15 protein-coding genes and 1 riboswitch are annotated in these 15,352 nt (G+C 42.2%); of the genes, 14 read left to right on the top strand and 1 reads right to left on the bottom strand.

The genetic code is table 11. The features are described 5' to 3' along the window. The first annotated feature begins 16 nt into the window (after positions 1 to 16). The 14 genes from DES38_RS06960 to purD all read left to right on the top strand — a co-directional run bounded on the left by DES38_RS06960 (position 17) and on the right by purD (position 13,828). Complete coding sequence (locus DES38_RS06960; RefSeq protein WP_110251390.1) at positions 17 to 661, top strand: DUF2179 domain-containing protein; 645 nt, start codon at positions 17 to 19, stop codon at positions 659 to 661. Beyond that, positions 588 to 827, top strand: a complete 240-nt coding sequence (locus tag DES38_RS06955; protein ID WP_110251389.1) for an NETI motif-containing protein — start codon at positions 588 to 590, stop codon at positions 825 to 827. Before DES38_RS06960 ends, DES38_RS06955 begins: the two co-directional genes overlap by 74 nt. 82 nt (positions 828 to 909) lie before the next feature. Then, a riboswitch (purine riboswitch) is annotated at positions 910 to 1,008 on the top strand. Between the two features lie 150 nt (positions 1,009 to 1,158). Beyond that, the gene (purE, locus tag DES38_RS06950) at positions 1,159 to 1,650 is read left to right on the top strand and encodes a 5-(carboxyamino)imidazole ribonucleotide mutase (protein WP_110251388.1); all 492 of its coding nucleotides are present in this window, start codon (positions 1,159 to 1,161) and stop codon (positions 1,648 to 1,650) included. Next, entirely contained in the window at positions 1,640 to 2,755 is a 1,116-nt protein-coding gene (purK, locus tag DES38_RS06945) for a 5-(carboxyamino)imidazole ribonucleotide synthase (protein ID WP_110251387.1), read from the top strand. The genes purE and purK overlap by 11 nt, the downstream gene beginning before the upstream one ends. A gap of 87 nt (positions 2,756 to 2,842) precedes the next feature. Further along, on the top strand, positions 2,843 to 4,141 hold the full coding sequence (gene purB, locus DES38_RS06940) for an adenylosuccinate lyase (RefSeq protein WP_110251386.1): 1,299 nt from the start codon (positions 2,843 to 2,845) through the stop codon (positions 4,139 to 4,141). 23 nt (positions 4,142 to 4,164) lie between these two features. Beyond that, entirely contained in the window at positions 4,165 to 4,875 is a 711-nt protein-coding gene (gene purC, locus DES38_RS06935; RefSeq protein WP_110251385.1) for a phosphoribosylaminoimidazolesuccinocarboxamide synthase, read from the top strand. After that, entirely contained in the window at positions 4,872 to 5,123 is a 252-nt protein-coding gene (gene purS / locus DES38_RS06930) for a phosphoribosylformylglycinamidine synthase subunit PurS (RefSeq protein WP_110251384.1), read from the top strand. Before purC ends, purS begins: the two co-directional genes overlap by 4 nt. Beyond that, positions 5,120 to 5,803: a phosphoribosylformylglycinamidine synthase subunit PurQ gene (gene purQ / locus DES38_RS06925; RefSeq protein WP_110251383.1), complete on the top strand. Its 684-nt coding sequence runs from the start codon at positions 5,120 to 5,122 to the stop codon at positions 5,801 to 5,803. The genes purS and purQ overlap by 4 nt, the downstream gene beginning before the upstream one ends. Then, positions 5,787 to 8,015 carry a phosphoribosylformylglycinamidine synthase subunit PurL gene (gene purL / locus DES38_RS06920; protein WP_110251382.1) on the top strand — a complete coding sequence of 743 codons (2,229 nt, stop codon included), beginning with the start codon at positions 5,787 to 5,789 and terminating at the stop codon, positions 8,013 to 8,015. The genes purQ and purL overlap by 17 nt, the downstream gene beginning before the upstream one ends. Beyond that, the gene (gene purF, locus DES38_RS06915; protein ID WP_110251381.1) at positions 7,991 to 9,400 is read left to right on the top strand and encodes an amidophosphoribosyltransferase; all 1,410 of its coding nucleotides are present in this window, start codon (positions 7,991 to 7,993) and stop codon (positions 9,398 to 9,400) included. Before purL ends, purF begins: the two co-directional genes overlap by 25 nt. Before the next feature lie 15 nt (positions 9,401 to 9,415). Beyond that, positions 9,416 to 10,444, top strand: coding sequence for a phosphoribosylformylglycinamidine cyclo-ligase (purM, locus tag DES38_RS06910; RefSeq protein ID WP_110251380.1), 1,029 nt, complete (start codon positions 9,416 to 9,418; stop codon positions 10,442 to 10,444). Then, entirely contained in the window at positions 10,434 to 11,021 is a 588-nt protein-coding gene (gene purN / locus DES38_RS06905; RefSeq protein ID WP_110251379.1) for a phosphoribosylglycinamide formyltransferase, read from the top strand. Before purM ends, purN begins: the two co-directional genes overlap by 11 nt. Next, on the top strand, positions 11,018 to 12,550 hold the full coding sequence (gene purH / locus DES38_RS06900; RefSeq protein ID WP_110251378.1) for a bifunctional phosphoribosylaminoimidazolecarboxamide formyltransferase/IMP cyclohydrolase: 1,533 nt from the start codon (positions 11,018 to 11,020) through the stop codon (positions 12,548 to 12,550). Before purN ends, purH begins: the two co-directional genes overlap by 4 nt. A 27-nt stretch (positions 12,551 to 12,577) precedes the next feature. Next, entirely contained in the window at positions 12,578 to 13,828 is a 1,251-nt protein-coding gene (gene purD / locus DES38_RS06895; RefSeq protein ID WP_110251377.1) for a phosphoribosylamine--glycine ligase, read from the top strand. A gap of 233 nt (positions 13,829 to 14,061) precedes the next feature. On the opposite strand, the gene DES38_RS06890 is transcribed toward purD, so the two are convergent. Next, complete coding sequence (locus DES38_RS06890; protein ID WP_110251376.1) at positions 14,062 to 15,348, bottom strand: methyl-accepting chemotaxis protein; 1,287 nt, start codon at positions 15,346 to 15,348, stop codon at positions 14,062 to 14,064. Positions 15,349 to 15,352 lie beyond the last annotated feature (4 nt).

Genomic DNA, 15,352 nt, shown 5'->3' with positions numbered 1-15,352 from the left:
AGGAGGTTTTTCAATTATGTTAGATAATGCAATAACCATGATTTTGATTATTCTTGCGATTAACATTGTTTATGTGTCATTCGCAACAATACGGACCATTCTTACATTAAAAGGTCAGAAATATATAGCAGCAGCAATCGGTACCGTAGAAATTATGGTTTATACACTCGGTTTAGGTTTAGTTCTTGATAATTTAGATCGGATTGAGAATTTACTTGCTTATGGTCTTGGGTACGGAATTGGTGTAATTGTTGGTTCGAAGATTGAAGAACGGTTGGCGCTTGGTTACATTACCGTTAATGTGATCTCTTCAGATCCGGACTTAACTTTTACCAAGCAATTACGCGATCGTGGCTACGGCGTGACCAGTTGGTATGCCTATGGTATGGATGGTGATCGCTTATCGATGCAAATACTTACCCCGCGAAAGTATGAACTTAACCTTTATGAACTAATCAAAAACATTGACCCGAAAGCTTTTATTATTTCGTATGAGCCGAAATCTATTAATGGTGGTTTCTGGGTCAAACAAGTGAAGAAAGGGAAGATTAAACGCAGTGCAGAAGAAGAATACCAAGAAGAACCGGTTGAAGAATCAACAGCAGAAAGCATCGCAGACGCCGACACGAAAGAAAGAACGCTTCACAAAAGAGACGAATGAATCCATTGATGCATGTTTAGATCGAATTAAAGCAGCTGGTTATACGCCGGTCAAACGGATGGAGCAACCTGTTTTTGAAGAAATAACAGAAAATGGACAAATTACGACTGAAGTCGTCGAACAAATGATTATATTTGAAGCGATTCGAATTAAAGACGAACAATAGATTATTAATTTAATTTATTGTTCGATTTTTTATTGACTAACACGTGGTCTGTTGTTATGATAAGAATGCACTTAAACACATGAAACATAAATATAAATTTCCTCGTATAATTTGAGAATACGGCTCAAAAGTTTCTACCCGTTACCGTAAATGACGGACTATGAGGGAAGATGAAAATATCATTTGATTAATCTTTAACGCGTTTAAAGGTTAGTGAAGTGATGTTTACCGTCGATAGATTTGACGTCAGGCACCTCTTCATCTTCTCTCGTTTTTTAACGACTGAAGATAAAGAGGTGCTTTTTAATTGCTGAAGGAAAAGAGGGGTAACATGGTTGATGTAGGTGTTATTATGGGAAGTATTTCTGATTGGGATACCATGCACGCAACGTGTTTAGTACTTGATGACTTAGGTGTGACTTATGAGAAAGAGGTTATTTCAGCACATCGGACACCTGAAGACATGTTTACGTATGCAGAATCGGCACGCAAACGAGGGTTAAAAGTGATTATTGCTGGTGCAGGTGGTGCTGCGCATTTACCAGGTATGGTTGCGAGTAAAACGACGCTTCCGGTGATTGGTGTCCCTGTGCAGTCGCGTGCGTTGAATGGCCTTGATTCACTTCTTTCCATCGTACAGATGCCTGGTGGCGTTCCTGTTGCGACCGTTGCGATTGGATCAGCGGGTGCGAAGAATGCGGGAATCTTAGCTACGCAAATCTTAGCGACACAAGACGATCAATTAACAGAACGTTTAATAAGTTACCAAGCGACAATGAAACAAGCAGTTCATGAAATGAGGGAAGAACTCAATGAAAAATAGTTTTATCTATGGGAATACAATCGGCATCATCGGTGGAGGTCAGCTTGGCCGAATGATGGCGACAACGGCTCGGCACATGGGTTATTCACTGATTGTGCTCGATCCCACCCCTAATTGCCCGGCGGCACAGATAGCGGATGAACAAATCATTGCTGATTATGATGATTTAGAGGCGGTAAAGCGCTTGGCTGAAAAAGTAGATGTTGTCACCTATGAATTTGAAAATGTTGATCTTGAGGCAGCGAAGTATTTATTTGATTTAGGACTGTTACCCCAAGGCACGCAAGCACTTGCAATTACTCAGGACCGTGAACGAGAAAAACAAGCGATGCAAGAAGCAAATCAACCGGTTAGTCCGTTTCAAATTGTCACAGATGAAGCATCCTTATCCGAAGCCATTCGAACAATTGGTTATCCAGCTGTTGTCAAAACGTGTCGTGGTGGTTATGACGGTAAAGGCCAAGTAAAACTGATCGATGCGTCTGGTCTAAGTGATGTCATGGCCTTGTTGAAAAGCCATGGCCGTTTAATTTATGAAGCGTTTGTTGCATTTGATTGTGAACTATCCGTTGTGTTCACAAGAAGTCAAACAGGCGAACTCGCTGTTTTTCCGGTTGGTGAGAATGTGCATCGAGATCACATTCTTCATACGACCACGGTTCCGGCAGCCGTAAGTGAAACGGTACGTGAACGAGCAATCCAAGCAGCAAAAGAGATTGCGGCAGTTATTGGGGTCGTTGGCACCTTTACACTTGAACTATTTGTTAAAGGTGAAGCGATTTATGTCAATGAACTGGCTCCGCGACCACATAACTCTGGTCATTACACGATTGAAGCTTGTAATGTCAGTCAGTTTGAGCAACATATTCGCGCGATTTGTGGGTTGCCTTTGTTGCCCGTGTATTTTCACGGGGCGAGTATCATGGTTAATTTGCTCGGTGATAACTTGGCCGACTTTTTTACTGACCCAAGCAGATTGACCGATGCACATATTCATATGTATGGTAAAGACGCGATTAAACCGAAACGAAAGGTTGGTCACTTGACCTTAGTCGCTAAGACACCAACAGAATTAGCTGAAAAACGGCGGAAGTTAAATATATAGGTTGAGTTCGGCTAGAAGTAAACCTTTGATTTTGATAAGTTGAAATATAATATAGAGATAGACAAGCAACCTGAGGAGGACTTAATTATGATTGAACGTTATACCAGAGAAGAAATGGGTAAGATTTGGACAGATGAAAACCGCTATCAAGCGTGGCTAGAAGTTGAAATATTAGCCTGTGAAGCATGGAGTGAACTGGGCGTTATTCCAAAAGAGGACGTGGAAAAAATTAGAGCGAACGCAACGTTTGATATTGATCGTATTCTTGAGATTGAACAAGAAACGCGTCATGATGTCGTTGCCTTTACGCGAAGTGTATCTGAAACATTAGGTGAGGAAAAGAAATGGGTTCATTATGGTTTAACATCAACAGATGTTGTTGACACGGCGCTTTCTTTCTTAATCAAGCAAGCAAACGTTATTATTCGAAAAGATATTGTTAATTTTATTGAGATTTTAAAAGAAAAAGCGATTGAGCATAAACATACCGTGATGATGGGGCGTACCCATGGTGTTCACGCTGAACCGACCACGTTCGGCTTGAAAATGGCGCTATGGTATGAAGAAATGAAACGGAATTTAACACGTTTTGATGCGGCTTGTGTCAATGTTGAATTTGGTAAGCTTTCAGGCGCTGTTGGGACATATGCCAACATTGATCCTTTTGTTGAACAATACGTCTGTGAGAAACTTGGCTTAAGCCCTGCGCCTGTTTCAACGCAAACGTTGCAGCGTGACCGTCACGCCCAGTATATGGCGACCCTTAGTTTAGTAGCGACATCGATTGAAAAGTTCGCTACGGAAATTCGCGGTTTGCAGAAAACAGAAACCCGTGAAGTGGAAGAGTTTTTCAACAAAGGACAAAAAGGATCATCAGCAATGCCGCATAAACGGAATCCAATCGGCTCAGAAAACATGACGGGAATGAGTCGGTTGATGCGTGGGTATATGTTAACAGCTTATGAAAATGTGAGTTTGTGGCACGAACGTGATATCTCACACTCATCTGCAGAACGTGTCATATTACCTGATGCGACAATTACCTTGAATTATATGCTGAATCGTTTTAGTAACATTGTGAAGAACCTGACTGTATTTGACGATAATATGAAGCGCAACATTGACCGCACCTTCGGTGTGATTTTCTCTCAACGTGTATTGCTTTCCTTGATTGACGAAGGCATGAGTCGTGAAGAAGCGTATGATTTGGTTCAACCGAATGCAATGAAAGCATGGGAAACAGGTGTGCACTTTAAATCATTGGTTGAGCAAGAAAGCAAGATCACCCATTTACTTTCTCGTGAACAAATTGATGACTGCTTTGATTATACGTATCACTTGAAAAATGTCGATCAAATCTTTGATCGGATTGGCTTAACGGAATAAATCAAAACATAAGGGATGTGGCTTTGATGCGTGAGTTAATGTATGAAGGTAAAGCGAAACGTGTATATAAAACAGAGACAGACGGGGAATTAATTTTAAGTTATAAAGATGATGCAACGGCATTTAATGGTCAGAAAAAAGAAGTCTTTCAAGGGAAGGGGCGGTTTAATAATTTAATTACCGCCCATGTATTCGAAGCCTTGACAAAAGTGGGAATTCGTCATCACTTTATTGAAACCTTAAATGATACGGAGCAAAAAGTGTACCAGACAGAAATAATCCCGCTTGAAGTGGTAGTCAGAAATCAAGCAAGTTATACACTTGAAAAGCGGTTAGGCATAAAGGAAGGAACAGCATTTGATCCACCACTTGTTGAGTGGTTTTATAAAAATGATGCGCTAAATGATCCGTTGATCAATGATCAACATGCGCAGCTGTTGATGGATGTCAATAGTGTAGAACTTTCTTTTATCAAAGAAGCAGCGCTAAAGATTAATGCGGCTTTGATTGATTTTTTCAAACAAATCAATGTAAAGCTGATTGACTTTAAAATTGAATTTGGGCGCCTACTAAATGGTGACATCATTCTCTCTGATGAAATTTCACCGGATACGTGTCGCTTGGTTGACTTAACAACAGACGAGCATTTAGATAAAGATGTATTTCGACAAGGCACGGGCGATATTCTTACTGTTTATCAAAAAATACTGACACGGTTGGAGGAATTATCATGAAAAAAGTTAGCATTCATATCACATTAAAAGAGGGCGTTTTAGATCCGGAAGGAAAGGCCATTGAAGGCTCTTTAGCTACACTGGGTTACGAAGGCGTTAAAGAAGTACGTGTCGGTAAATTGATTGAAATGTATATGGACGATGCCGTCGATGTGAAAGCAGAAGTTGAAGCGATGTGCCAAAAGTTATTAGCTAACCCAGTTATTGAAAACTACACGTATGATGTCGAGGAAGGTGTCGTCTCGTGAGGTTTGCTGTGATCGTTTTTCCGGGTTCTAACTGTGACCGAGATATGTACCATGCTGCTAAGGATGCACTCGGTGAAGAAGCTGAGCTTGTCTGGTATCAAGACAGTCACTTGAGTGGATATGATGCAATTCTTATCCCAGGTGGTTTTTCTTATGGTGATTACTTGCGTTGTGGGGCAATTGCCTCTACTTCTAAAATTGTTGATTCCTTAAAACGTGAAGCCGAACGTGGCACACCAATTCTTGGTGTCTGTAATGGCTTTCAGATTTTGCTGGAAGCAGGACTGTTGCCAGGCGCGCTTCTCCGTAATGAGAAACTCAAATTTATTTGTCATCACGAAACATTGGTTGTGAAAAATAATCAGACACAGTTTACGAGCGATTATCAAATGGATGAAGAAATTTCGATTCCAGTTGCCCATGGTGAAGGGAATTATTACTGTGATGATGAGACGTTAGCGCAATTGAAAACCAATCAACAAATCGTGTTCACCTATAAAGATAATCCCAATGGTTCAGTGGCAGATATCGCCGGTATTATTAATGAAGCCGGCAATGTACTTGGCATGATGCCCCACCCAGAACGTGCGACTGAAACGATTCTCGGAAGTATGGACGGCTTGAAAATGTTCACATCACTCGTGAAAAATTGGAGGGACAGCTATGTTACAAACGCATGAAATTAGCCCGGAAGTGATTGAGAAAGAAAAGCTTTACCAAGAGATGGGCTTAACTGACGAAGAGTATCAATCGGTTAAAAAGATTTTAGGTCGTCAACCTAATTACACCGAAACAGGTATTTTTTCAGTAATGTGGTCTGAGCATTGTAGTTATAAAACGTCAAAACCACTCTTGCGCAAGTTTCCTACTGAAGGTCCACAGGTCATACAAGGCCCGGGTGAAGGAGCTGGTATTATTGATATCGGAGACGATCAAGGGATTGTCTTTAAAATAGAAAGTCATAATCACCCATCAGCGGTCGAGCCTTACCAAGGAGCTGCTACCGGTGTCGGTGGGATTATTCGAGATATCTTTTCGATGGGTGCACGTCCGATTGCCTCACTGAATTCATTACGGTTTGGTCCGCTAACATCGGGTCGTGTTAAATATTTGTTTGAAGAAGTTGTCCACGGGATCAGTGGCTACGGGAACTGTGTTGGCGTGCCAACAGTCGGTGGAGAAGTTCAGTTTGATGCGTGTTATGAAGGCAATCCACTTGTGAATGCGATGGCTGTCGGCTTGATTGATAGAAAGGATATTCAACAAGGGGTAGCTAAAGGATTAGGCAATACGGTGTTATATGTCGGATCAAAAACAGGACGTGACGGGATTCACGGTGCAACCTTCGCTTCTGAGGATTTAACAGAAGACTCTGAAAATCGCCGCTCAAATGTACAGGTCGGTGACCCATTTATGGAAAAACTACTCATTGAAGCTTGTCTTGAGGCTATTCATTGTGATGCGTTAGTTGGCATGCAAGATATGGGAGCGGCTGGTTTAACCTCATCAGCTTCTGAAATGGCGAGTAAAGCGGGCATGGGAATGGAAATGAATATGAACTTAATCCCGCAACGTGAAGCAAATATGACTGCATATGAAATGATGTTGTCCGAATCACAAGAACGGATGTTACTCGTCGTCGAAAAAGGCCGTGAGCAAGAAATTGTCGATATTTTTAAAAAGTATAGTTTAGAAGCTGTAGCGGTTGGGAAAGTAACCGACGATAAGCAGTTTAGGCTCATTCACCATGGTGAGGTTGTCTGTGATATCCCGGTTGATTCACTTGCTGAAGATGCACCGGTCTACTATAAACCGTCAAAAGTTCCTGCTTACTATGAGGCTTTCCAACAAATGAAAACTTATCAGCCTGATGTTGAAGATGTGGCTGAAACGTTTAAACAATTGCTGCAGCAACCAACGATTGCGAGTAAAGAATATGTGTATGATCAATATGATTCAATGGTCCAAGCCAATACAGTGGTGAGCCCGGGGTCGGATGCAGCGGTGATTCGGATTCGTGATTATGATAAAGCGATTGCCATAACAACGGATTGCAATTCCCGATATATTTATTTAGATCCGGAAACAGGTGGAAAGATTGCGGTTGCTGAAGCGGCTCGAAATATTTACGCCTCTGGTGCTAAACCGTTGGCAATTACTGATGGCTTAAACTTTGGTAACCCCGATAAGCCGGAAAATTTCTGGCAAATGGAGAAAAGTGTTGAAGGCATGTCAGCAGCTTGCCTAGCGCTTGATACGCCAGTAATTAGTGGAAATGTTTCACTTTACAATGAATCGCAAGGTCAAGCAATTTTCCCAACTCCAATCGTTGGGATGGTTGGGTTGCATGCGAAAACAAAAGACATAACCACCTCGCACTTTAAAGCAGCAGGGGATGTTATTTTAATGATCGGTGAAGCAAAGCCAGAATTCGCTGGAAGTGAATTACAAAATATTTTAGAGCATGAATACTTTGGTCATGCCCCTTCAATCGATCTTGATCTTGAACGTAAACGTGGAGATGCGTTATTAAAAGCAATTCAAGTGGGTTTGGTGAAGTCAGCGCACGATGTATCCGAAGGGGGTTTTAGTGTTGCGATTGCCGAGTCCCTTTTTAACCAACCAACCCTAGGTGCAACCGTTGATTTATCGGGAGATGTTAATACGGTGTTATTCAGTGAAACGCAGTCTCGTTATGTGATTAGTGTCGATCCAGCTGATGTTGCTGAGGTTGAAGCATTAATTGAAGATGCCACCGTGATCGGCCATGTCACAGAAAACGGTGTGTTACGTGTGACTGTCAATAAGGAAGCAGTTATAACAGAACCTGTACAAGCATTAGAAACGCTTTGGAAAGGAGCTATTCCATGCTTACTGAAATCAAAGGCTTAAATGAAGAATGTGGTGTCTTTGGTATCTTTGGTCATAAAAAGGCAGCAGAAATGACTTATTATGGTTTACATGCGCTTCAGCACCGCGGGCAAGAAGGTGCTGGCATTGTTACGAGTGATGGCGAGGAATTACACTTGCATAAAGGCACCGGCTTGATCAATGAAGTGTTTGAGGAAGGTCAGGTAAAAGGTTTGGTGGGGAGTAGTGCAATCGGACACGTTCGTTATGCAACCCAAGGTGGCGGTGGCTTTGAGAACGTTCAACCGCTTGTCTTTCGTTCGCAAAAATCAAGCATGGCGCTTTGTCATAATGGTAACTTAGTCAATGCCTTTGCTTTAAAGTCACAACTTGAAGCACAAGGAAGTATCTTATCGACAACCTCTGATACGGAAGTGGTTGCGCATTTAATTAAACGTAGTGGTCACTTAGATCTTGAAGAAGCGATTAAACAAGCGCTCGGTATGATTAAAGGTGCTTATGCCTTCACAATTCTAACTGAAGATCAATTATTTGTTGCGCTTGACCCACGTGGGTTACGCCCACTGTCACTTGGAAGATTAGGTGATGCTTATGTTGTTGCTAGTGAAACGTGTGCTTTTGATTTAATTGGCGCTACCTACGAGCGTGAAGTTAAACCAGGGGAATTGATTGTGATCGATAAGGACGGCTTGCGTTCAAGTCGCTTCAGTTCAGAAATCGGACGTAAACTTTGTTCGATGGAATATGTCTATTTTTCAAGACCTGATAGCAACATCAATGGTTTAAATGTTCATGCCAGTCGAAAAGTCATGGGAAAACAATTAGCAAAAGAAGCCAACGTAGAGGCTGATATTGTTACAGGTGTACCTGATTCCAGCATTTCAGCTGCAATTGGCTACTCAGAGGCAACGGGAATTCCTTATGAAATTGGGTTAGTGAAAAATCGCTACGTCGGTCGAACGTTTATTCAACCCTCACAAGAACTACGTGAACAAGGGGTGAAAATGAAACTCTCACCTGTCCGTGGTATTGTCGAAGGAAAACGCGTCGTGATGGTAGATGATTCGATTGTACGTGGAACCACGAGTCGTCGTATTGTTACGCTATTAAAAGAAGCAGGCGCCAAAGAAGTCCATGTCAGAATTGCTTCACCACCGATTGTTAATCCTTGTTACTACGGGATTGATACGTCAACCAAGGGGGAGTTAATTGCCGCGAATTACTCAGTTGAAGAAATGCGAGAACAAATTGGTGCCGATTCTTTAGCTTTCTTATCCGTTGAAGGATTGGAATCATCTGTTGTTCAAGGCGATGAACAAACGCACGGTGTTTGTAACGCCTGTTTTACCGGCAAGTACCCAACAGAGATTTATCCTGATACTGTAAATCCGGTTTATAAAGCATAAGAGGGGGCATATTAAATGAGCGATATTTATAAAGAAGCGGGTGTGGATGTCCATGCGGGCTATGAAGCAGTCGAACGAATGAAGAAACATATTAACCGTACCAATCGTGCTGAAGTGCTCGGAGGCGTTGGCGCTTTCGCAGGACTCTTTGATCTTTCAGCCTTTCGTTATGATGAGCCCGTCCTTGTTTCTGGCACAGATGGCGTTGGAACAAAGTTAAAGCTTGCTTTTGAACTGGATCGCCATGATACCGTCGGAATTGACCTAGTGGCTATGTGTGTGAACGACGTAATTAGTCAAGGCGCTGACCCGCTCTTTTTCCTTGATTATATTGCTTGTGGAAAAAATGAACCAGAAAAGATTGAACAGATTGTCAAAGGGATTGCAGATGGATGTGTTCAAAGTGGGGCTGCCTTAATTGGTGGTGAAACGGCGGAAATGCCAGGGATGTACCAAACCGGTGAGTATGACCTTGCTGGTTTTACCGTCGGAATTGGCAATAAGCCAGACCTAATTACAGGTAATACGATTGAAGCGGGGGATGTGATTATTGGCATGACATCCAGCGGTGTCCATTCAAATGGTTTTTCACTAGTACGGAAGATTATTGCTGATCAACATTTGTCTTTAACCACCCACGTTGATGAACTAGGGCAGACATTAGGTGAAGCGTTACTTGAGCCGACAAAAATTTATGTCAAAGCAATTCAAACCTTAAAAACACAGGTTGATATCAAAGGATTAAGTCATATCACCGGTGGTGGCTTCTATGAGAACTTACCGCGCGCAATACCAAACGGATTAGGTGTAGCTATTACAAAAAATAGTTGGCCACGCCTACCTATTTTTGAGTATCTTGAAAAACAAACGAACCAGACGTTTGAAGATTTTTTAGGTGTCTTTAATATGGGCATTGGGATGGCTGTCATGGTTGCCCCTCATGAAACGACGCTGGTTCTAGATGTTTTAAAGGATTTAGGCGAAGAGGCGTATGTCATTGGTGAGGTAACCAGCTCAGAAGGAGTGACTCTAGTTGAAGGCTAAAACAAAACTTGCCGTCTTTGCTTCTGGGACAGGTAGTAACTTTGTAGCGATACAAGCAGCGATTGAACAGGGTGAACTTGATGCAGAAGTAGTTCTTGTTGTCTCTGATCAAGCGAATGCGTTAGTATTAGATAAAGCTAAAGCTTTTGGGGTGGAGACATTTGTCTTTGATCCGAAAGCTTTTACTAATAAAGCAGCATTTGAATCAAAAATTGTTGAAGCGTTACATATAAAAGCTGTCGAGGGGATTATTCTTGCTGGGTACATGCGCTTGATTGGTCCGACCTTGCTTCATGCATTTGAAGGGCGTATCATCAACATTCATCCATCATTATTACCGAGTTTTAAAGGTCTTGATGCAATCGGGCAAGCATTTGAAGCTGGGGTAAAAATTACCGGCGTGACGATTCATTATGTTGACGCGGGGATGGACACTGGTCGAATCATCGCGCAAGCGTGTGTAGCGATTGATGATGCTGATACGAGAGCCATGTTACAAACAAACATTCAACAAGTGGAACATAAACTCTATCCAGAAACGATTCAAACATTAATAACTAAGGGGGATTTTTCTTGAAAAAACGTGCATTATTAAGTGTTTCAGACAAATCAAAGTTGGTACCATTTGCAAAAGGGTTAATTGACTTAGGGTATGAACTCATATCGACGGGCGGTACACTAAAAGCGCTGCGTGATGGTGGACTAAAAGCACTGGCTGTTTCAGAAGTAACCGGTTCAGATGAGATTCTAGATGGTCGTGTTAAATCGCTTCATCCGATCATTCATGCTGGCTTACTTGCTAGACGCGACGATGACAGTCACACCGAACAGTTAAAAGCCCGAGGCATTCACTATATTGATATCGTTGTTGTGAACTTATATCCATTTAAAGAAACGATTCAAAAAGAAGGTGTTTCAGAAGCAGAAGCCATTGAAAACATCGATATTGGTGGACCAACAATGTTACGCTCAGCAGCTAAAAACTTTCGTGACGTAACCGTGGTAGTAGATCCGAGTGATTACGATGAGGTGCTGAAGCAATTGAACAACGGTGCAAGTTTTGATTTCCGAAAAACACTAGCCGCAAAAGTTTTTCGTCATACGGCCCATTATGATGGTTTAATAGCTCAATACTTTATTGAACAAACCAAGCTTGAAAACCCAGAAACATTATCGCTAACCTACGAGCGGCAAGAAGTGCTTCGTTATGGTGAGAACCCACACCAACAAGCAGCTTTCTACAAGGCGCCTAATGTTAAAGGGGCTTCACTTGCGAACTGTAAACAATTAAATGGTAAAGCGTTATCGTATAATAACATCCAAGATGCGAATGCTGCGCTTGAGATTGTCTTAGAATTCCCAGAAAAGCCAGCGGCGGTTGCAGTTAAACATATGAATCCATGTGGCGTCGGCATGGGTGACACGATTGAAGCAGCATTTAGTAAAGCTTATGCGGGTGATCCAATTTCAATTTTTGGTGGAATCGTGGCACTTAATCGTGAAGTTAATGAAGCAACAGCAAAGCAGCTAAAAGAGATCTTCTTAGAAATTGTCATTGCACCAAGTTTTAGTGAAGGTGCCTTGGCCATTCTTACTGAAAAGCCAAACCTACGCTTGCTTGAGACAGATATGGAGCGTCATTCAAGTGACAAGAAGAAGGTTGTCAGTGTTTTAGGTGGATTGCTGATTCAGGACCGTGATGAGGGGATGGTAACAGAAGATATGCTTACTGTTGCGACAGATCGAAAACCGACAGAAGCAGAACTTGAAAGTTTGTTATTTGCTTGGAAAGTTGTTAAACACGTAAAATCGAATGCGATTGTTGTTGCAAAAGGTGATCAAACGGTTGGTGTAGGCGCTGGGCAAATGAACCGCGTAGGCGCTGCCCAAATTGCTTTTGATCAAGCAAAAGATCAAGCAACAGATGCTGTGCTCGCTTCTGATGCCTTCTTCCCTATGCCAGATACGGTTGAAAATGCTGCGAAAGCAGGTATTAAAGCAATTATTCAACCGGGTGGTTCAAAACGCGACCAAGATTCAATTGACGCGTGTAATAAGCTCGGGATTGCAATGGTGATGACAGCGATGCGTCACTTCAAACACTAATCTATTAAAGATGAGGCGGTAGTTTAGATGAAAGTACTCGTAGTCGGCAGTGGTGGCCGTGAACATATGCTTGTGAAAAAGTTAAATCAATCAGCTAAGGTTAGTCAGGTTTTCGCAGCGCCTGGTAATGCAGGAATTGAACATGAAGCAACGTGTGTTGCTATTAAGGATGATGCGATTTCTGACCTTTTAGCATTTGCTAAAAGTGAAGCGATTGACTGGACCATTGTTGGTCCGGAAGTACCGCTAGCTAAAGGGATTGTTAATCAATTCAAGGCCGCTGGTTTGGCTATCTTTGGACCAACAAAGGAAGCGGCAATCATTGAAGGTAGCAAAGATTTCACCAAAGCGTTAATGAAAAAATACCAGATACCTTCAGCAGATTATCAAACGTTCACTGATGTAGATAAAGCGCATGCTTATATTAAGGAACGCGGGGCACCGATTGTAGTGAAAGCCGATGGCCTAGCAGCTGGTAAAGGTGTAGTTGTGGCGATGTGTGAACAAGAGGCCCATACGGCTGTTGACGAGATGCTTATCGATCATCAATTTGGTGCTGCTGGTGCCCGTGTCGTAATTGAGGAATATTTAGCCGGGGAAGAGTTTTCGTTATTTGCCTTTGTGGAAGGGGAAAATGTGTACCCGATGATCCCGGCACGTGACCATAAGCGTGCTTTTGATGGTGATCAGGGACCAAATACCGGGGGAATGGGTGCTTATGCCCCTCTTGATGATTTAAGTGAGGCAAAAATCAACTTCACTGTTGAATCGGTACTAAAACCGGTTGCAAAAGCAATGGTTGAAGAAGGACGTCCGTATTCTGGCGTACTTTATGCAGGCCTTATTGATACTGAAGATGGCGTGAAGGTTATCGAGTTTAATGCTCGTCTTGGTGACCCTGAAACGCAAGTTGTATTGCCTCTGCTTGAAAATGATTTGATGGAAGTTATCATCAAGTTAGCTGCTGGTGAAGATCCTAACTTACGCTGGAAACAAGGCTATGCGATTGGAACGGTTGTTGCAGCGCAAGGCTATCCAGGTAATTATCAAACGGGGATTGCTTTACCTGAGTTAACGAATGATGCGGACAGTTATGTGATTCATGCAGGAACGAAAAGAGATGGAAATGCAATCGTCTCGAACGGTGGACGTGTGCTACTTGTGGGCTCTGTTAAAGCGACCCCTGAGCAAGCCCAACAAGCGGTTAATGATTACTTGAAAATATTTAACCAATCTGATGCTTTCTTTTATCGCACAGATATTGGTTTCAAACATTAGTATAAAAAAGCAGGGATGAACAACATATATGCGTTGTTCATCCCTGCTTTTTGTGTGGCTGGTAACAGGTCTCGCGTTAAGCAAAGAAAGAAATTTCTGTCTTAGAAGGTCATAACACGCTCACATAGGAGGTGGAAAGACCGTTCGCACTATTGAGTAGTCACAAGCCCCCCATCTAAGCGGCCGTGAGACCGTTAGGTGGAGGGGCATTGACTTGCAACAAGTGGTTTGTCTTAATTTGATTCACTGACTTCTTGCATCGTTTCGGATTGGAATAAGGCTTTTAAATTGAAGATTTCACTTCGAATCGTTTTAATAGAGTCGATATGCGTTTGCATCTGCTCATGTGTATCAACGATATTGGTAGTAGTATCTTCGGATTTTTCGGTAGCGTCAGCCATTGCAGCTGCAATCTCTTGACTTGATTGTTGAACGATTTTAGCATTTTGTGCCATTTGATCAAACGATGTGAGAGATTGGTTAATTTGCTTCGTGAACGCAGCAAACCCTTCATTAATCGCTAAGATTTTTTCTGATTCTATGTCGATGGTATTGGCTTGTTGGTCCGATTGCTGCGTAAATGAGTTAACCTGTTTAAGAATACCTTGAACGGTTTCATTAACACTTGACGTTGCTTCGACTGAACGCTCGGCAAGCTTACGTACTTCATCAGCAACAATCGAAAAGCCTTTACCATGTTCCCCAGCGCGAGCGGCTTCAATTGAAGCATTTAGTGCGAGGAGATTGGTTTGTTCAGCAATATCATTAATCAAAGTAACAACATCTTGAATGCGTTCAATTTCGGCTGTTAAGACATGAACAAGCGCTTTGGTTTCAGTTGCTTCGGTTGCGATGTGGCGCATTGCTTTCGATGATTCGGTGACTTGTTTCGTTCCTTGATCTGTTTGGACTTGCATCCCATTGAAGTCCGTTGTTAATTGGAGTAACGTTTCTGTGATTTCAGTGAAGCGGTCTTCGGTTTCTTCAGACAAGGCCGACGTTTCTTCAAAGGTGCTAAGTTGATCGGTTGTTGTTGCGGTCACCTTCTCAAATGATGAGCCTAACCCTTCAAATGCACCCGTTAAATGGTCGAGTTGCTGTGCTAAATGGGTTGTTTTGTCTTCAATCGTTATAATTTCTTGGTTTTTTTGCTGTTCTGAATCATTGATTTCATCAAAGAGTTGGTTAAGACGCTCTGCTAAACGGCCAATTTCATTAAAGTTTCTAGAAGCGACACGAGCTTTGCGTTCACCCTGTTCAAATTGATAAATGGTTCGTTCCATATTGCGGATTGGACGAATGATGTAATAGTTAAGAAAGACGGCTATCAAGATTGTCGCTAAAATAATGTTCATAAAGTTCGACAAGAAGGCGCCTAAGATTCCTAACTCAAAGCCGGTCATCTCAATAAGGTATAAAATAAAGCTAGAGAGTGCCGCGTTGATCAGTAAGACAGTAACTAAAATAAGAATGGCATGAGTCTTGATGCTTTTCCATAGTGCAATTTTTTTGTAAGCCATGATG

Source organism: Streptohalobacillus salinus, assembly GCF_003201605.1.
Classification (GTDB): domain Bacteria; phylum Bacillota; class Bacilli; order Bacillales; family Amphibacillaceae; genus Streptohalobacillus; species Streptohalobacillus salinus.
Note: the sequence above shows the minus strand (reverse complement) of the source record. Positions and strands in the feature narration are given on the sequence as shown.

Bases quoted from the DNA above. Each gene is read 5' to 3' on its own strand.
- DES38_RS06960 (WP_110251390.1), top strand. From the start codon at position 17: ATGTTAGATAATGCAATAACCATGATTTTGATTATTCTTGCGATTAAC.
- purE (WP_110251388.1), top strand. From the start codon at position 1,159: ATGGTTGATGTAGGTGTTATTATGGGAAGTATTTCTGATTGGGATACC.
- purK (WP_110251387.1), top strand. From the start codon at position 1,640: ATGAAAAATAGTTTTATCTATGGGAATACAATCGGCATCATCGGTGGA.
- purB (WP_110251386.1), top strand. From the start codon at position 2,843: ATGATTGAACGTTATACCAGAGAAGAAATGGGTAAGATTTGGACAGAT.
- purS (WP_110251384.1), top strand. From the start codon at position 4,872: ATGAAAAAAGTTAGCATTCATATCACATTAAAAGAGGGCGTTTTAGAT.
- purL (WP_110251382.1), top strand. From the start codon at position 5,787: ATGTTACAAACGCATGAAATTAGCCCGGAAGTGATTGAGAAAGAAAAG.
- purF (WP_110251381.1), top strand. From the start codon at position 7,991: ATGCTTACTGAAATCAAAGGCTTAAATGAAGAATGTGGTGTCTTTGGT.
- purM (WP_110251380.1), top strand. From the start codon at position 9,416: ATGAGCGATATTTATAAAGAAGCGGGTGTGGATGTCCATGCGGGCTAT.
- purD (WP_110251377.1), top strand. From the start codon at position 12,578: ATGAAAGTACTCGTAGTCGGCAGTGGTGGCCGTGAACATATGCTTGTG.
- DES38_RS06890 (WP_110251376.1), bottom strand. From the start codon at position 15,348: ATGGCTTACAAAAAAATTGCACTATGGAAAAGCATCAAGACTCATGCC.